At 37.7% G+C, this 18,854-nt stretch carries 12 protein-coding genes; 5 read left to right on the top strand and 7 right to left on the bottom strand.

Annotated elements, in window-relative coordinates; translation table 11 throughout:
• The first annotated feature begins 56 nt into the window (after positions 1-56).
• Complete coding sequence (locus tag OM074_RS08150; RefSeq protein ID WP_301198968.1) at positions 57-959, top strand: DMT family transporter; 903 nt, start codon at positions 57-59, stop codon at positions 957-959.
• 1 nt (position 960) lies between these two features.
• On the opposite strand, the gene OM074_RS08155 is transcribed toward OM074_RS08150, so the two are convergent.
• Positions 961-4,368, bottom strand: a complete 3,408-nt coding sequence (locus OM074_RS08155; protein WP_301198969.1) for a sensor histidine kinase — start codon at positions 4,366-4,368, stop codon at positions 961-963.
• Between the two features lie 48 nt (positions 4,369-4,416).
• Positions 4,417-6,957, bottom strand: a complete 2,541-nt coding sequence (locus OM074_RS08160; RefSeq protein ID WP_301198970.1) for an endonuclease MutS2 — start codon at positions 6,955-6,957, stop codon at positions 4,417-4,419.
• Between the two features lie 168 nt (positions 6,958-7,125).
• On the opposite strand from OM074_RS08160, the gene OM074_RS08165 reads away from it, so the two are divergent.
• Together OM074_RS08165 and OM074_RS08170 are read left to right on the top strand one after the other, a co-directional pair.
• Positions 7,126-8,310: a response regulator gene (locus OM074_RS08165; protein WP_301198971.1), complete on the top strand. Its 1,185-nt coding sequence runs from the start codon at positions 7,126-7,128 to the stop codon at positions 8,308-8,310.
• A gap of 114 nt (positions 8,311-8,424) precedes the next feature.
• The gene (locus tag OM074_RS08170) at positions 8,425-10,038 is read left to right on the top strand and encodes an ABC-F family ATP-binding cassette domain-containing protein (protein ID WP_301198972.1); all 1,614 of its coding nucleotides are present in this window, start codon (positions 8,425-8,427) and stop codon (positions 10,036-10,038) included.
• An 88-nt stretch (positions 10,039-10,126) separates the two neighbouring features.
• Here OM074_RS08170 and OM074_RS08175 read toward each other — a convergent pair whose 3' ends face one another.
• Complete coding sequence (locus OM074_RS08175; RefSeq protein ID WP_301198973.1) at positions 10,127-10,639, bottom strand: metallophosphoesterase family protein; 513 nt, start codon at positions 10,637-10,639, stop codon at positions 10,127-10,129.
• A 120-nt stretch (positions 10,640-10,759) separates the two neighbouring features.
• Here OM074_RS08175 and OM074_RS08180 point away from each other — a divergent pair, with 120 nt between their 5' ends.
• Positions 10,760-11,260, top strand: coding sequence for a SixA phosphatase family protein (locus tag OM074_RS08180; protein WP_301198974.1), 501 nt, complete (start codon positions 10,760-10,762; stop codon positions 11,258-11,260).
• Between the two features lie 212 nt (positions 11,261-11,472).
• Here OM074_RS08180 and mnmA read toward each other — a convergent pair whose 3' ends face one another.
• On the bottom strand, positions 11,473-12,672 hold the full coding sequence (mnmA, locus tag OM074_RS08185) for a tRNA 2-thiouridine(34) synthase MnmA (RefSeq protein WP_301198975.1): 1,200 nt from the start codon (positions 12,670-12,672) through the stop codon (positions 11,473-11,475).
• A gap of 334 nt (positions 12,673-13,006) precedes the next feature.
• On the opposite strand from mnmA, the gene OM074_RS08190 reads away from it, so the two are divergent.
• Positions 13,007-13,600: a hypothetical protein gene (locus OM074_RS08190; RefSeq protein WP_301198976.1), complete on the top strand. Its 594-nt coding sequence runs from the start codon at positions 13,007-13,009 to the stop codon at positions 13,598-13,600.
• Between the two features lie 55 nt (positions 13,601-13,655).
• On the opposite strand, the gene OM074_RS08195 is transcribed toward OM074_RS08190, so the two are convergent.
• The 3 genes from OM074_RS08195 to OM074_RS08205 form a co-directional block, all read right to left on the bottom strand.
• Positions 13,656-14,438, bottom strand: a complete 783-nt coding sequence (locus OM074_RS08195) for a DUF4249 family protein (RefSeq protein ID WP_301198977.1) — start codon at positions 14,436-14,438, stop codon at positions 13,656-13,658.
• A gap of 50 nt (positions 14,439-14,488) precedes the next feature.
• Positions 14,489-16,621, bottom strand: coding sequence for a TonB-dependent receptor plug domain-containing protein (locus OM074_RS08200; protein ID WP_301198978.1), 2,133 nt, complete (start codon positions 16,619-16,621; stop codon positions 14,489-14,491).
• A 139-nt stretch (positions 16,622-16,760) separates the two neighbouring features.
• Positions 16,761-18,854, bottom strand: coding sequence for a hypothetical protein (locus OM074_RS08205; RefSeq protein WP_301198979.1), 2,094 nt, complete (start codon positions 18,852-18,854; stop codon positions 16,761-16,763).

Raw genomic sequence — 18,854 nt, forward strand, 5'->3', positions numbered from 1 at the left:
AAATAAGGACTGTATATAACCAAAACAAATAACTTTGTGCCTCATTTGATATACTAATGAGGCATTTTTTTTCGCATACATATATATTGGCCATCATTGCCTGCTTGCTTTGGTCCACTGCTTTTGCAGGCATAAAAATTGGTCTGGAATACACTACTCCATTACAATTTGCCGGAATACGGTTCTTTATCGCCGGGTTAATGATCATCCCGCTGGTTAAAGACAGGAAACAACTTATTACATCCTTAAAAAAATACCCGCTCAAAGTTTTAAGGGTATCCATATACCAAACCATAGTTTTATACAGCTTATTTTATTGGGGAGTGAGCATGGTTCCCGGAGCCATTGCTGCTATTATTATCGGTTCCCAACCCTTGTTTGCCGCACTTGTTTCCAATGCGATGCAAAAAAACGACCGTTTAAGCTTAAAAAAACTGGCCACTATATCGCTGGGTATCCTGGGCATCATTTTAATTGCCTACCACAAGGGATGGGAAAGCAACGATGGGGTTGATCAACTATGGGGAATAGCTATTTTGATATTTGCCAATATTGCAAGCGGGATTGGCAACGTATATGTTGCCAGGTTAAAGGGGATTATTTCACCTGTGGCACTTAACTCAATGCAAATGTCGTTTGGGGGAATGGTTGTTTTCATCATCTCATTGTTTATAGAACCCTTTGCAGGTTTCTCACATCCCCTGCCCTACTTTTTATCACTGGGATGGTTAAGTTTTATTTCTGCGGCTGCATTTACCATATGGTTCCTGTTGCTCCAACGCCCCGGGGTTTTAGTATCCGACTTAAATATATGGAAGTTTATCATTCCCATATTTGGTGCTATTCTGAGTTGGATTATTATTCCGGGCGAGTCACCAGAGCTTATTCCTATTGTAGGCATGATTATCATAGGAACATCCCTGATTCTTTACGGTTTGGTAAACAAAAGGAGCAGGTAAGCTAACAGCTGTGCAAAGTTTTATTAATAAAAAAGTAGAATTTTGTTCCCTTTTGGCTCTCAGATTCCACCAGAACCTCACCACCGAACAAATCAACAAGGTTGCGAACAATACTAAGTCCCAAGCCCATGCCATCATATAACTTATCTATGTTCTGTGCTTTTTGAAAAGGTTCAAAAATAATTTTTAAATCCTTTTCCTCAATACCAATACCAGTATCCTCAACAATAAATACAATTGGCGTAAAGTTGGTATCTTTTTTTCCATTCAGGTTAAAACCAATTTCTTTAAGCCCCTCAACAGTAGCAGATTTTACAGTCAACTTAACGTATCCTTCTGAAGTATATTTAAAGGCATTTCGCAACAGGTTAGAAATTATCTGCTTAAGCCTATATCTGTCTGTACAAAAATCCATATCCCCGGTATTCAGCTCGTAGAACTGCATAAACCGGACATCCTTGCTTTTCTCTTCAAATATCAACTCTTCTTTTATCTCTTTTACAAGCTGGGGGATATTTGTTTTTTGCTTGACCAGTTTAATATTACCGGTTTCTATTCTCGAAATATCGATTATATCATTGATCAGGGCCAGGAGCGACTCACTACTTTGGTTAATCAGTTTTAGAAAGTGCCTTTGCTGGCTTGTCTCAAATTCATCAGAAATCAACAGGTTTGAAAACCCGATAATGGCATTCATTGGGGTTCTGATTTCATGAGAAAGATTGGCCAGAAAAGAAGTCTTTAGCTGATCTGATTCCTCAGCCTTAACCTTTGCCTTTTCCAGATCGGCAGTCCTCAAATCAACAATTTCTTCCAGATAGTTTCTGTGGATCTCTAATTCGGTTTTCTGATTTAGTATTTTATTTTTCGACTCTTCCAACTCCACGTTGGCATTGGTCAAGGCCTCTGTTTTTTCATTAACCTTAGCAACCAGCAAGCTGTTTTGAGTTTTATGCCAAAGAGCCCGTATCCTGATTAATAAAACTATGGCCCCTACAATAACTAAAACTAAAAGTATTTGAAAAAATGTGGTATCAATAAACTTTGCTTTCACTTTTATGGTTAATGTAGCCACATTGGCACACTCTACCCCATCATTGTTAGTGCCTTTCAACTTTAGAGTAAAAGTCCCTTTCTTCAGGTTATTGTAGGTCATGGACTCATGAGCATAGCCCTCTTTCCAATCCTTATCAAAACCCTCCAGTTTCCACTTTATCCTGTTATCAAAACTTGTGGAATAATTGAGTACCGAAGGATAAAACTTTACTTCGGAATCCCCTTTTACTGTAATTATAGAATCTGTATCATACCTCACATCGTCCAATAATTCTTCGGCATATAATGCAGACAAATTATCCTCTACATAAGAACTTATAAAAACAGCCGGTTGATATTGGTTTTTATATATTTTTTCGGGGTTAAACTCAATAAAACCATTAATCCCTCCAAACAAAATATTTCCATCTGATGCTTTACAATAAGCAAGCTCATTAAACTCCGAACAATATGTACCATCCGTTTGGTCATAGAACTTTACCGACCTGTCCTCCAGGGTAACCCGGCATATTCCCTGGTTTGTACTAAGCCAAAAGCTCCCCGCCCCATCATCAACAATGGCATAGACATAGCTTTCCATAAAACCATAGGACAATTCTGTAGAGATAGATCCGGATTTCTTATCATATATTAATAATCCGCTGCCATAGGTTGCTATCCACACTTTATCATCACCTTCCAACGCCAGGTCCATTATAATGCATGGCTTATTTAAAACACCAAGCAACTTCTTTACATCCACATAACCATAAACCGATGAAGAAATATTAAAATACATCAAATCCCCACTCCTGCTACTTATCCATAACACCCCATCTTTTTCTGAAATCGTGATATCCGTAAACCGGTGTAAAAAGCCTGATTCTTCCTTGTCCAGAGGGAAAACTTTATATTGCTCAGTGTTAATATTGCACCTGATAATACCGGCTTCACTCATCAACCAAAGTATCCCATCCGAATCAATATCCAATGCCGTAACAAAATTGAGCTTTGATGGATCACAATCCGGATGCTCAAAAGAGATCACCTTGCTCATCTTATTTTTCAGGCTATACACCACCACTCCCTTTTGTGAGGTAAACCATAAGTTTGATTCTGTATCTTCCTTCACCTGAAAAACCACTCTATCCTGTATCCATTCTGCCCTTTTAAAAAGAGAATCTGAATTTGCTTTATAATATGTGCCTCTCCCTCCTCTTACCCAATACCCGGATTGGGAATCTTTATACAAAGTAAAGATTGATGACACTTGATTATTGGTCAGGTTTTCAATATCATATTGCTTAAACTTTGATAAGTAATAGTCATATTTTGACAATCCATTCTGAGTGGCTATCCACAAAATTGAATTATCCTGGCACATTACCATATCATTAACAAAATTGCTAATAATAGAGTTTCCATTTGAATTACGCGTATGGTTTACTACCGATTTTTTTGACTCATTGTAATAAAACACCCCATTCTCCTCTGTACCAATCCAGTACCCACCCTTGTTATCATATGTAAAACAATTAAACAACACATCTTTGCTTTCTGCTTTATAAACCTTCTCTAACTTATTGTTTTGCCAATTATACACATATAAAGCATTTTCGGAAGTAAACGCAATATGATCGTTATCCAACTCTTTTATTGAGGTCACTACCAGGGAATTTCCTTTAGCATCCTGTGTAAATGATTTTCCGGTAAAATAATATGTTGTGATATATTCTCCTTTTTGACTAAACTGTAGCAATCCGTTTGATGAAGTAACCCAAATAAAGTTTTTTGATTTTTCTATTCTGATAATACTGGTTGGAAAGGGTATTGAGGTATCAAAAACTTCTTCAATTTTTTCAAAACGACTTGTTTTAGGGTAAAAATAATACAGCCCCTGTGTGTTGGTGCCAACTAAAAACTTATGGGCGCTTACCTGACCAATTGCATTAATCGACACCATGCTACTTGGATTGTCAGCATCCGGGTATATATAAAAATGAACACTGTCTCTTCTGGTAATATCAAACCGGTTTATGCCACCAACGGAAGTTCCAATCCAAAATGCATATTCATTTTCATCTTCAATGATGCACTTAATGGTATTATCGCTTAACAGACTGGAATATGAATTTTTTTTACTAAAACTATCAAAATAAATACCATCCGCCCTCATGAGTCCATCAGACGATCCGACCCAGATATACCCTTTGCTGTCTTGCAATACAGTCTGGATAGTTGAATGTGACAGACCTTCACTGCGGGTGTAGTTTTCAAAACCTCCCAAATCGGACTGCCCTGTTAAACACCATGAATTCAACAGTACATACAACAAGGTAAAAATTATTCTGATTCCGCTCTCTGATCTCCCCATTATCCTTAAATTGACAATTGGCAAATATAACCTATAAAACTCTATATTTCAAATATCTATTTCCACTATGGTAATCCCGCTACCTCCGTGCTGTATATGTTCGTCCCTGAAACTTTTTACATGTGGCATGGTATTTAGCATTTCTCTGAGCATTTGTCTTAAAATACCATTTCCCTTACCATGCAAAATTTTCACGGTTTCAACCTCACACATCACCGCATCATCAATATGAGCGGTTACGTTGTGTATGGCTTCGTCGGCCCTTTGGCCACGCACATCAATATCTGGTTTAAAAGTCAGCTTTCTGTTCCTTACCTTTTCGGCCAGGTTAGCTCCCAGGCTCTGCTTATTCATACCGCGTAATGCTTGCTTAACCTGCTTATTGCTAATTTTCTCAAGCCGCGTAACCTTTACATTGGTCAACATCTGGCCAAAGGCTACCAAAGCGTTTTTCCCATTGAGTTCCATCACTTCTCCCGGCAATGCCTGGCCCTCCAATCTAACTTTATCCCCCTTACGGATTACTCCATCATTCTTAACTTTGGTTGTCTTAACTGGTTCTTTCCGAATAGCTGTATCATTATCCTTAAATGATTCTGATGATTCAGCATCTTCATTAACTACTTTTTCACCCTTCTTTTTCTGACGATTTTTTATTCGTTCTATCTCTCTTTCAATCTTCTGTTTTTGTTTATCGTCCTGATGCTCCAACCGGCCTTTAAACTTGGTGAGTGATTCCCTGGCCTGTTTGGTTCTTTCTTTTTCAGCCTGGCTTTCTTTGATTTCGCGGATAGTACGCTCAATCTTTTTATTGGCAGTAGCCATTAATTCTTCGGCCTCTTTCCTGGCTTTTTCAATAATAGCATTCCGCTCCTTCTTCATATTTTCCAACTGCCCCAGGTACTTGTCGTACACATCTTCCAGTTGCTTATCTTTTCTTCGGATATTATCCCGTTTCTTTTCCCAATAACGCTTATCTCGGGCAATTTCCCTCAGGTGCTTATCAAAATTGATATGATCTTCCCCTATTTGCATCTTGGCCTCATCCAGCAATCCTTCAGGAAGTCCTATTTTACGGGCTATTTCAAATGCAAACGAACTCCCCGGCTGTCCGATTAACAGTTTAAACAGAGGTTTTATCTGATGCGTATCAAACTGCATTGCCCCATTTTCTATCCCTTGAACTCCTGATGCATAGTGTTTTAAATTTGTATAGTGAGTGGTAATTACACCATGGAGCTGCATATTATTAAATTCCTTCAGCACCGATTCAGCAATAGCTCCACCCAGTGCAGGTTCGGTACCGGTTCCAAACTCATCTATTAATACCAGGGTTTCAGGGGTTCCGTTTTTTAAGAAGTACTTCATGTTCAGCAAATGCGAACTATAGGTACTCAAATCGTTTTCAATGGACTGCTGGTCGCCTATATCGATAAATATATTCCGGTAAACACCCATGGTACTTCGCTCGTCCATAGGGACTAACAATCCACACTGGAACATATATTGCAACAGACCTACGGTTTGCAGACAAACCGATTTACCCCCTGCATTGGGCCCTGAAATCAAAACAATGCGTTGCTCTTTGTTAAGCGCAATATCCAACGGCACCACCTCTTTGCCTTCTGCCGAATGTTGAAGGTACAACAAGGGGTGTGTAGCCTGTTCCCAGTTCACGGTAGCATGGTTTACCATATCGGGCAGACAGGCATTGATTCTCAAAGCAAACTTTGCCTTTGCCCGTATAAAATCCATGATACCTAAAAACTCGTAGGAGTATATTAAATCATCAATATACGGACGGATGCTATCTGAAAAGGCGAGTAGTATTCTCGCCATCTCTCTTTTTTCGGCATACTGCAACTCCCTGATCTCATTATTGATCTCCACAATCTCAGTAGGTTCAATAAAGCTGGTTTTCCCTGTAGCCGACTCATCATGGATAATACCATTTAGCTTGCGTTTATTTCCTGCAGGTACCGGTATCACAGCTCTTCCGTCCCTGATGGCCACATTGGTGTCGGCTTCCACCAAACCTTCCTGACGTGCTTTGTTAAGGATAGCAGCCATTCTTCGCGAAACACTCCCCTGTTTTTTAACCATCTCATTCCTTATCCTGGCTAACTCGGGCGAAGCTGTGTCCTTAATTTTCCCAAACTTGTTCAAAATCCCATCTATCCGCTCAAAAATATAAGGGTACACCATAACCTTTGATGCTATTTCCCTTAAAAAAGGATAGGTATTGGACTCCTCCTTGTTTTTAAAGAAACGTACAATATCTTTTACTGAAGACAACGACCTACGCATGTCGAAAAGTTCACGCTCTTCTAAAAACAACCCCTCTACCCTAATTCTCTGTAAAGGCCCCCTCACATCAATATAATAACTGGTTGGAAATGATGATTCTTCCACACATATCTGCTTAAACTCATTGGTTTGGTTCACCCAACGATTAATAACATCATGCAAGGTTACAAAGCGCATTTCGTCAACTCTTTCTTTACCCAAAGAACTCAGGCATTGCTCCTTTACCAATTCCCGCACCCTGTTAAAGCGGATCTTCTCTTCAAAAAACTCAGGATATATCAAGATTCTAATAATTTACTTGTTCAAAAATTAAATGACAAAATTAGTAAAAATACAAGTCATTGCTTTATGTTTTGATGGCACATAAATGCAGATCAAAAAAATTTACACATTTTTTACTTTTCTTATGAAATGATATTACGTAACTTGAGGTAAATAAATAAGCTGTTTATGTTCACTCCCGATCCGCAGAAAGTACTTATCGTTGAAGACTCCCCGACAAACATTTTGGTGTTATGCGATTGCTTAAGCGAATACAATTGCCTGGTGGCTAATTCAGGAGAAGAAGCCTTAAAAATAGCACGTGGTGACAACAAGCCCGACCTTGTTCTTTTGGATATTATTATGGAAGGCATGAATGGCTATGATGTATGCACTCTTCTTAAAACCGACAGCTCTACCAGCGATATTCCAGTTATTTTTATAACCGGAGAAACAGATCCACAAAGCCTGGTAAAAGGATTTGGCGTAGGGGCAGTTGATTTTATTACCAAACCTTTTAATTTTGACGAACTCAAAGTCAGGGTTTCCACACAACTCAAATATAAAAAATCGCTCGACGACAATACGCGATACCTAAAATCAATTGAAGATATTTACGATACAATTACCGACAGCATGTACTATGCGCAACGGATACAAAATGCAACCCTTCCACATAAAACCTTTTTGGATACTTTAATGGAGGATTATTTTGTAATTTACAAACCCCGCGATATTGTAAGTGGTGACTTCTATATAGTTAATAAAGTAAACAACAAGCTACTTTTGGTTGCTGCAGACTGTACAGGACACGGTGTTCCGGGTGCCTTAATGAGCATGATGAGCATGGCCTTTATCAAGGAAATTATCAACGTTGAAAAAATATCAGATCCCGACATTATCCTGAACCAATTAAGGGAAACCATCATATCTACGTTTTCCAGTCCGGGAAGTGATGAAATTTCTGACGGACTGGATGCATCACTTGTTTTAATTAATGATAAAGACAACACCCTTAAATATGCTGGTGCAAACCTGCCCATCTACTTAGTACGAAACAACGAACTCATTGAAATAAAAGGGAACAGGATGCCCGTAGGCTCCTATCCCAGGCAATCACCTTTTACATGCCATACCATCAACCTGCAGAACAACGATTGCATTTACCTGTTCTCAGATGGCTATGCCGACCAGTTTGGCGGTGCCAACAACCGAAAAATGATGCATGGACTATACAAATCTAAAATACTTGAATTCAGCAAGCTACCAATGCAAGACCAAAAAGAAAAATTGCAGTATTTTTTTAACCAATGGATAGGTTATAACGAACAAGTTGATGATATTCTATTGATGGGATATAGGTATAATTGCTAGTCTCAGAACTCATTTAAACAATCATTAACATTATTAAATTCAATCAGTTAATGTCAGGTCATTTATAATATTTATCTTTGCGCTCCTTTTGAAATAAAAGAAAAATATTTATAAATGATTACAGTATCTAATCTACGAATTCAGTTCGGCAAACGAACTCTTTTTCAAGATGTAAACCTAAAATTTACACAAGGAAACTGCTACGGTATTATTGGTGCCAACGGAGCAGGTAAGTCTACTTTATTACGAATCCTGAGCGGCGAATTGGACTCTACCAGTGGAGCCGTAACATTTGGTCCAAACGAACGCTTGTCTGTTCTGAAACAGGATCACCACGAATTTGACGATTTTACAGTTTTAGATACTGTAATGATGGGACATGCTCCCCTTTGGAATATCATGCAGGAGAAAAATGCGCTTTATGCAAAGCCTGACTTCTCTGATGAAGATGGGGTTAAAGTTTCTGAACTTGAAGAAAAATTTGCCGAAATGGATGGCTGGAACGCAGAAAGTGATGCTGCCAACCTGTTGAGTGGCCTGGGTATTAAAGAGGATTTGCATTATATGCAGATGAGCACACTCAGCGGTAAACAAAAAGTAAAAATATTATTGGCCCGTGCATTGTTTGGCAAACCCGAAAACCTGCTTTTGGATGAGCCTACTAACGACCTGGATTTAGATTCAGTAACCTGGTTAGAACAGTATTTATCAAATGTGGAGAATACGGTTTTGGTAGTATCGCACGACCGCCACTTCCTTGACTCAATTTGTACCCACACTGTTGATATTGATTTTGGAAAAGTCCAGCTATTCTCAGGAAACTACAGCTTTTGGTACGAATCAAGCCAGCTAGCACTGCGCCAGCAACAACAGCAAAACAAAAAGGCAGAAGAGAAAAAGAAAGAACTGCAGGAGTTTATTGCCCGTTTTAGCGCCAATGTAGCCAAAAGCAAACAAACAACCAGTCGTAAAAAAATGCTCGAAAAACTGAATGTTGAGGATATACAGCCCTCTACAAGAAAGTATCCAGCCATTATATTTACTCCGGAAAGAGACCCGGGCAATACTATTTTGGAAGTCCGCAATTTAAGCGCCTCAATTGAAGGAGAAACCTTATTTAAAGATGTTTCTTTCAATGTGGAAAAAAACGACAAGATTGTATTCCTATCTAAAGACCCAAGGGCCATGACGGCTTTTTTTGAGATCATCAACGGACACAAAAAACCAGATACCGGCGAATTCAGATGGGGACAGACCATCACCACAGCCTATCTGCCCTTAGAGAACTCAGAGTTTTTTAATAACGAATTAAGTATTTCGGACTGGCTTTGCCAGTTTACAGATGATACAACAGAAGTCTTTATCCGTGGTTATTTGGGCAAAATGCTTTTTTCGGGCGAAGAGATTTACAAAAAATGCAAGGTATTATCCGGAGGAGAAAAAATGCGCTGCATGATTGCCCGCATGATGCTCAAAAATGCCAATACCATGATACTGGATACGCCAACAAACCACCTCGACCTGGAATCTATCCAGGCGTTTAACGAAAGGTTATCGCAATTTAAAGGTATCGTAATGTTCTCAAGTCACGACCACGAGTTTATTCAAACAGTAAGCAACCGTGTTATTGAACTTACTCCAACTGGCATCATAGATAAACAAACAGAATACGACGACTACATTTCGGATGAAGCCCTAATGGCGCAACGGGATGGAATGTATGTGTAAAAAATAAGCTAAAGAAGAAAAGCTTGATAAAAAAGTAATTTCTCGCAAATTTCGCTAAGCATAAAAGCGTTTTTTGCGAGAAACTCTTTTAACCTTCCTCTCCAAAGGATTTGTTATCCAGCTCAATTACTTCCAAATCCTTAATTTCTCCTTTATCCAGCACAAACCTTATTGCTGTGCGAACAGCATGAAATCCGGAACGCCCGGCAGCCCCGGGATTAATATGCAGGCAATTTAACTTGTCGTCGTAAATTACTTTTAATATATGCGAGTGACCGGCTATAAAAAGCTTTGGCGGATTCTTAAACAACCCCGCTTTAACCCTTCCATCATACCTGCCCGGATAGCCTCCAATATGCGTAATCCACACATCAACCCCATCGCATTCAAAGCGAAGATGCTCTTTTAAGATACGCCTGATTACAGCATCATCAATATTACCATAAACAGCGCGGGTCGGCTTAAAATCCTGCATGGCATCCAAAACTTTCATATCACCAATATCACCGGCATGCCATATCTCATTACAATTGGCAAACAGCTCTTTAAAACGCGGATCAAAATATGAATGCGTATCAGAAATAAGTCCTATGCGAGTCATGCTATTTTATTTTGCCCGAAAATAGCGTAATTTTATAAATAAATAAGGTTAACAAACAACAGTATCAAGACACATTTCTTGCTCTTGATACTTAAATCGTGATACTTGAAAATTTCTTTTATGAAAAAATTAATATTGGTTCGCCACGCTAAAACAGAACAACTTTACGATTATAGCAAATCAGACTTCGACAGGAAACTTCTTCCCCGGGGACACAAGGATGCTGCTACCATTGCCAATCAACTTAAAAACAAAGAGATTATACCAGATCTTTTTATTACCAGCAAAGCAAAAAGAGCAAAACAAACAGCAGAAATCTATGCAGAGACATTAGGCTACAACCCAAGCGCTATTAAAAAAGAACAATTTATCTATGATGGTTACACAACCTCTGAAATGATAAAATACCTATCTCAGTTTAATTCCGGTTCTGATACAATTATAATCTTTGGCCACAACCCGGATATTGCCGGCTTTACTGTAAACCTGATTTCCGATGACCTTTGGCATTTTCCAACAAGTTGTACTACCGTTATAAATTTCAACATTGATAGTTGGAAAGATATTGAGGTACGTAGCGGAAAAGTAGAATTGTATATTTATCCCAAAATGTTTAAGTAGATTGTTTTTTAATTGTCAGTGTTTGTGACTGGTTAAATGCCTTTTCCTAATTGCAACAATGCAAACAAGCAATCTCAGGGCGTAAGTATAAACCATCTGTAGTTCCTTATGCCCTGGGCAGACAAACTCACCTACAACCAATGAACAATAACCAATGTCCAATGACGAATAACTAATGTCTAACAACTAATGACTAACAACTAACGACCAACTTAGCTAATCACTCCCGAACCAATCAGCTCATCCTCAACATACCAAGACGCAAACTGCCCTGCAGTGATCCCCCTTTGTGGTTCATCAAACACTACAAACATACCTTCTTTTCTTCTATGAATTACGCCATTTTGCAACGGCTGGCGATACCTGATCCGGATACTTAAACGCTTGCTCTCGCCTACTTGCATTTCCAAATCCGGGCGTACCCAATGCAGCTCATCTGCATTTACCTTTAAAACCTGACGAAACAAGCCCGGGTTTTTCTTACCCATACCAACATAAATCTGGTTGTAGTCGATGTTGGTACCTATAATAAACAACGGCTCCGGGAATCCTCCGATATTCAAACCCTTACGTTGCCCTACAGTATAAAAATGAGCTCCCCCGTGTTCTCCTACCCTTTTTCCATATTTCGGATGAAACATATAGGGTTTTGACAATTCTTCCAGCACATCATCCGTTGGATTATCAAACGCCTGCTTCCAATCCCTGCCATACAGCTCACAATCTTTATCTATAAGAAACACCTTCCCTTTTTTCGACTCCAGCTTTTGTTGTAAAAAAACGGGTAAATCAACCTTTCCTACAAAACAGATTCCCTGCGAATCCTTTTTATGCGCAGTTACCAGGTTCAATTCATTGGCAATCCTGCGGACTTCAGGTTTAATAATATCGCCAATGGGAAACAGTGCCTTCGACAACTGTTGTTGCGATAACTGGCACAAGAAATAACTCTGGTCTTTATTGCCATCACTACCTGCCAACAAGCGATGGTATTCTTTACCATCTTTAATAATGGTATCTTTTCGACAATAGTGCCCTGTTGCCACGTAATCCGCCCCCAATTCAAATGCTTTATCCATAAAAACATCGAACTTAATTTCGCGATTACACAGCACATCCGGATTTGGAGTACGTCCTTTCTCATATTCACTAAACATGTAATCCACCACACGGGCACGGTATTGTTCACTCAAATCAATAAAATGAAAAGGGATATCCAGTTTTTTAGCTACCGCCATGGCATCAAAACGATCTTCCAACCACGGACAATCAGCCTCAAGCACCCCTGTTGTATCGTGCCAGTTTTTCATAAACAAGCCTATTACCTCATACCCCTGCTCTTTTAAAACATAGGCAGCAACACTTGAATCTACTCCACCCGATAAACCGACAACAACTTTTTTCTTTTGCATATTGACTCTCTAAAAAAATTAGCCCACAAAGATACATTATTTACAATAAAAAAAAGCACCTAATCACAAGGGTTTATTATACAAGCTTTTAATACATAAAAAACAATTATTGCAAAAATTATCCTCCTTTTTATGAACATTAATTATATGGTTAACGTATATCATTTCACATATTGTATGATAAGATATTTGAGAGATTAGACTGTTTCACATATTACTCAATGCCAACCCATTGACACCTTTATCAACACTCTAATCGTTCAAATATCTGATACTAGTAAAAATTAACAACGTTTTATAATATAAATTCATCCCAAAATCAAAAACATTTAAAATGAAATTATACTTAATTACCTTATGCGCTTTAATAGCCACCGCCACTATAAGTGCCCAAAAACCTTGGACTTCAAGAGATTCATCCACCGTAGAAAAATTAAAAAAGACCATTACCCTTTCTGAAGCAAAAGTGCAAAAAGCCCAGGTAAAGGTTGATTATGCCGATTCTCTTATACAAGTTGGATCATCTCAACTTGCAGAGGGTAAAAGTCTGAAAAAGCAATTAAAGACAGAAACAAAATCGCTGACAAAACAATATGCAGTTGATAAAAAACCTTTGTTGAAAATTTCAAAATCGAAGAACAGGGATGAAGCTGCCGAGGCCAAAGCTGAAATAAAAGCCATAGACGCAAAATTTAAGATCGATTCAAAGGAGCTATCAAACAAAACCAAGGCAAACGATAAGTTAATAAGCACTGGTGAAAGAAACCTGGGTAAAGGAAAAGGTTATATCAAAACCTACGAACGAAGCCTAAAAGATGCCCAGGCTGATTTACAATATGCTCAGGAAGAATTAGACTGGAAATTAGAAGATCTGAATTTTGATGAAGAACCTGAATCTGAAAAGAAAGGAAAAAAGAAAAAGAAATAACAGTCAAACTCGGATAAGTAAAAATGCCCGTTCCTCTCTGAGGCGGGTATTTTTTTTAATAGTATACAGAAACACTATCAGAAGTATAACAAGTAAATATGCCAATTGCGTTTTTGAGGTTGCCTGCCAATGGAGATGGTAAAATCAGGTTATCATTATTGGCATCTTTGGCGTTCTCTATAGATTGTTGGTATTTAAAATTATCCTGTGTCAATCTTCTCAATACTACATCCAAATACTCTGTCCTACCCTTATCGTCTTTAAACGAATAGTCAAAAAAGATAGTATCCAACTCTTCTTCACCACTATAATCCAACAACTTAACAATCCGATATACACTATCACTATCGTAGGAATCTATACTAACCATAAAAAAATTATGGAGCTTGTTTGGTGATAAAAGAAAATCAAACTGTACTCCTCCATCACTACTTTTAAAATTATTAATTTTGATATCCTCTGGCACTGTAGTTTCTCCTTTTATCGTATCCTGATCCTCTGATATAAGAGTGAGGTATACTTTATCTTTTTTAGGAACAAACCTCAAATAACTACCATAATTATAGATATAGCCAGATTCTGTATCTGAATAAAGACTGTGATAAAGCTCAATATTGTCAATAAACGCATCAAAGCTATGCGAATAGTCCAGGATATAATCTTCATTTAATGGCTGCAACTTTGTTGCTGTTAACTTATACAAATTATTAGGTTCAAGATAACACTCTACAAAATAACCTGCATCCATTTTCAAATTATTATATGGTAATATTTGTTCCTCAATACACCCATAACCAACAATCATCAAGCAAATAATTAAATACAATATCTTTTTCATACAAAAAAAATTATTTTGAAGATAAAAACCTCCATTTTCTGTTCAACAGGTTATAGCACATAGGTTAAAGTTACGTATGGCATAAAAGGAAAAATAACTCTCGACTTTAACCTGAACCTGATGAAATAATCATCTTTATTTTCAGGTGCCACATATACAAATGTTGAATTTTGTTGGTTATACACATTATAAGCCCCTGCATTCAGTTTTATAACACTATGCTTTAAACTCTTAATATATTCAAAATTTACATCTAACCTGTGATTAGCCGGTAACCTGTAGTTATACCTTGTTTTATAAACCGGAATATACTCCATGGAACCTTTGCTAATATCCTTTGCAACAGCCACTCCTTCCGGAACGGTTGCAGTCACCCCTGAACGATAGGTCCAAAGTGCATTAACCTTTACCTTTTCACTGATGCTGCCTGATAAATTTACCAGCATATTATGGCGAACATCATATTGGGGATTAAAATATTCACCCTGATTAATATCTGCAAATTGGTTTCTTATCTCCGAATAAGTATAATTCACCCGAGAGTAAATTTTACTTGTATTACAGGCAACATCCAACTCAATCCCTCTGGCATTTCCCGTGCCACTAATCATTTTATCGATACTTTGGTTAATATCAATTCTATTATAAGCATCAAAATCCTTAATCCTGCGCATTTTTTTATGGAACAGGGCGGCCTTCATCTTTACATTCCTACTCATTCTGATTTTTGTACCCAAAGAAAACTGATCACAACTTGCCGGCATGTTTTGCCCAACAGGAACCCATACATCAACAGGACTCTGCACAGTTAACACATTCATCCGCTCTTCAAACTGGCGTGTATTTGCATAATCCAACCACCATGAAACATTAGGATTAACTGAAGAAAGCTTGAACCGGGGAGATAAAAAAAACTCCGTATTTTCACCAAAATATACCAACGCGTTTATTCCGGCCTTCAAAATATAGCTATCTCCCATAAAACAGACCCCTTCAACAAAGGGATACAAAATTTCATTAGTAAGATTTTGGTTAGCAACATTTTCACTTTCCTGATTATACTTATAGTTCTTTTGCACGTATCCAACTCCGGACACCAACTGTAGTTCATCAGATATATTGGTATTTAACCGGGTCAGAATACTAAGCTGGTCTGTTTGGGTATCCGTTTTTGAATCCACCTCCGACAAAACACCCACCATAGACTCATTTTTGTTGAAACCAACCACTGTACTAATCCTGGTTTGTTTTGTCAATATCCCATCCAACTTTATATTACTACTAAACGAGCCCCATTTTAAATCATAACTAAAACTATTGCCAACAGATATGGGCAACTGATCATTTGTCACCAATCCAAAAGCCGAAACTTTCCATTTGCTATTTATTGGAAAATCATAAGATATGGTAAAATCAGAAAACGAATAAGAAGGAATAGATTCTTCGCCTGAAGAATTATACAAATCAGCTATAAGCTGAAAGTAAGATTTACGGAATGACATATTTAACAATGACTTTTTTTTCTTGTCGGGACTAAACCTTGTTTTAACAGATGACGACAAAAAACCAACATTTAGCTCCCCGTAAAAACTATTATCAGTATATTTTGAGGGGCTCATATCAATATACGAAGACAAGGAACCATTATATTGAGCAGGAAAGCCTGATTTAAAAAATTTTGAATTGCTCAAAACAAAAGGATCGAAAATTGACAAGATACCTCCTATATGCTGAGGATCGGACACCGCTACCCCATTAACCAAATAAGCATTCTGCGAGCTATTCCCTCCCCGGACATAAATCCCCTCATCAAGCATGCTCAATGAGGTTACCCCAGGCAATGTTGATAAATACTTTACTATGTCTTTTTCACCAAGAAACGAAGGAATCTGGTTCATCTTTTCAAGGCTGGATTGGCTATAATCATTACTGGAAGAGCTGGAAACATTTATTTCTTCTATAGAAAAATCTTTTGTCTGAAGTACAACCGTATCATTTTTAAAATTAACAACCGGAAGAAAGAAACTTTGGTAGTTCAAATGGTGAAACTCCAGTATATCCCCCAAGCTTGCAACAATCTGGAATTTCCCCAAACTATCAGTGACAGTACCAGTGTTATTGGCAACATTTATAATTTGAACATTATTTACAGGCACACCAGTATTGGTTAATACCGTCCCCATCTTTTGACTTATTAAAACAACCGGACTACATAAAAATAGTATACAGACAAATAATATCTTATTCAACCTTACAGAGTTTACAACAAAAAAAATCAGCAACCCAAAAATAAGAGTTGCTGATTATTATTAAAAATTAAATTTACTCAGAAATCTTTTTATATCCCAATTTGTATTTTGTAGCAACCGACATATTGATTGGCAACTCATCGCTTTCAATACCATTCTCAAAAGGAGCTAACTGCAACAACCCTTTAATTTCCTGCGGATAACCTCCTTCATTATAGTCGCCATATTCAGCAAAGAAACAGCTTCCATGTCCTGCCCAAATAAGTTCCTGAATAGCATTGCTGCTATTAAACACACTAAATAGCGGATTTGCAGCAGTAATGGTATGGTTCATAAAATTCTTCATGGTATAATCATACTTCACTTTTAATAGTGCCGTATAATCTTCAGGATAAGTATATTTTTCAACTACCATACCCAAGTCTGCATCATATACATCTGTTCTGTAAGCCAAACCTAAAGCTGCAAATAGTTCATCATATCCTTTGTCTGCAAGCTGTTTTGAATTAACCTGCAACTCAGTAGCATTGCCTTCTGAATCGTACAACACTTTAATAACATCGATAGCTTCATTAACAGGAGAACTGACTGTGGTTAATTTACCATTAGTGTAATTCATTTTTAGGATTTGCTCTTCAACTCCTTCATTATAATACACAATACCATCAATCTTATCATCCAACACTACAATCTTATATAAATTCTCCAATTCGTGACTCACGGTATAATTGGCACCTTCATATTCATAAGCCAAAGTAGCTCTCTGAATTTCATCACCTGGTTCGTAGATATTGTATTCTTTGTACAATATTTTATAGGTACCTGCTATATTATCCGGATTGTAAATTTCATCCGGAGAGATGGCAATATAATCTTTTAACAACGAACCTGAAACCTCATCTACATCTGTAGTGTATTCGATAGCTTTATATCCATATCTGTACCTACCATTATAGATCTCACCTTCTTTGTATGATTGATAATCAACACTTACTCCCCCCTCTTCATTGACACTAAATGCTGTATAATCATACATCTCAAACCAACCCATACCTTGTTTCAAAGCATATATTACCCCATTTATTTCTTTAAGCATATATTTCTTATGCATCTCTGCCACTTGCCATTTTCTAACATAATACCTGTATCCACTCTCCCATTCCTCTGTAACATCATTATATTCATCATAATACTCTCGATCATAGAAACGATAACGATAATTCTCTTTGCTTATTACACAATACTCATAACTATCAAAAAAATCATTTGCTGTACCTTCATAACCACTTATTCCATCAGGAAAAAGCTCACTAAAAGCCACTTCTGCTAAAATAATTTCTTCATTAGATTCTGTATCAATGATAATTTCTTCATCTAATTCCATATAGTCAGGGTAAGAATCCCATTCATCTCCAGCAGGTACCGCCTTACTTTTTGTAGCAAACTCAATCAGGCTCTGACTCTCAATTTCACCCTCAGCATTATATACACGGCTTAATGTAGCATTTTTAGTGGCTTTATTGAGTACAGTAGTGTAATAATTAATATCTGTTAACTGGTTCAAATCATTGTATACAAAGTCAGCCACCTTAATATCGCCGTTGGCAATGGTTTCCAATAAATACTCACCATTTAAATCGCCCAACTTAATTCCCTGAACATCTTCTTCGTAAAACAGAACATATTCATATGAAGTTCCATCAGTTAGCGTTAATTTTAAAATGGCAGTCTCCGAATCGTATTCAACATTTTGAATTCCGGTTCCATCAGCACCATCAGTTCCAGCTTCTCCTTGTTCACCCTGAGCTTTAACACCAGTATCTGTATCGCCAATCCACCAATTTCCATTAGCTCCGATAGATGGCATGTCGGCTTCTGCCTTTACGCCAAGATCTTCTCCATTTACCCACCAGTTTCCGTTATCACCAACAGCAGGCACAATACTTTGTGGGGTTGCCGTTGTAATACTTGATCCGTTTGCAAACGTAAGCACCATGTTTTCCCCTTCAAAACCAACACTTGTAATAGCAGTTTGGCTATTGAGCAAAGCCTTTAGCTCTGCAATTTCCTGTTCCAATGCAGCAACATCTGCATCATCATCACTTTTCTCACAAGCCGTAAACGCAATTAGCACAATTGCGAACAGCCAATAGGTTAAATTTCTCAT

The organism is Plebeiibacterium marinum (assembly GCF_026013615.1).
In the GTDB taxonomy this organism is placed as follows: domain Bacteria; phylum Bacteroidota; class Bacteroidia; order Bacteroidales; family Marinilabiliaceae; genus Saccharicrinis; species Saccharicrinis marinus_A.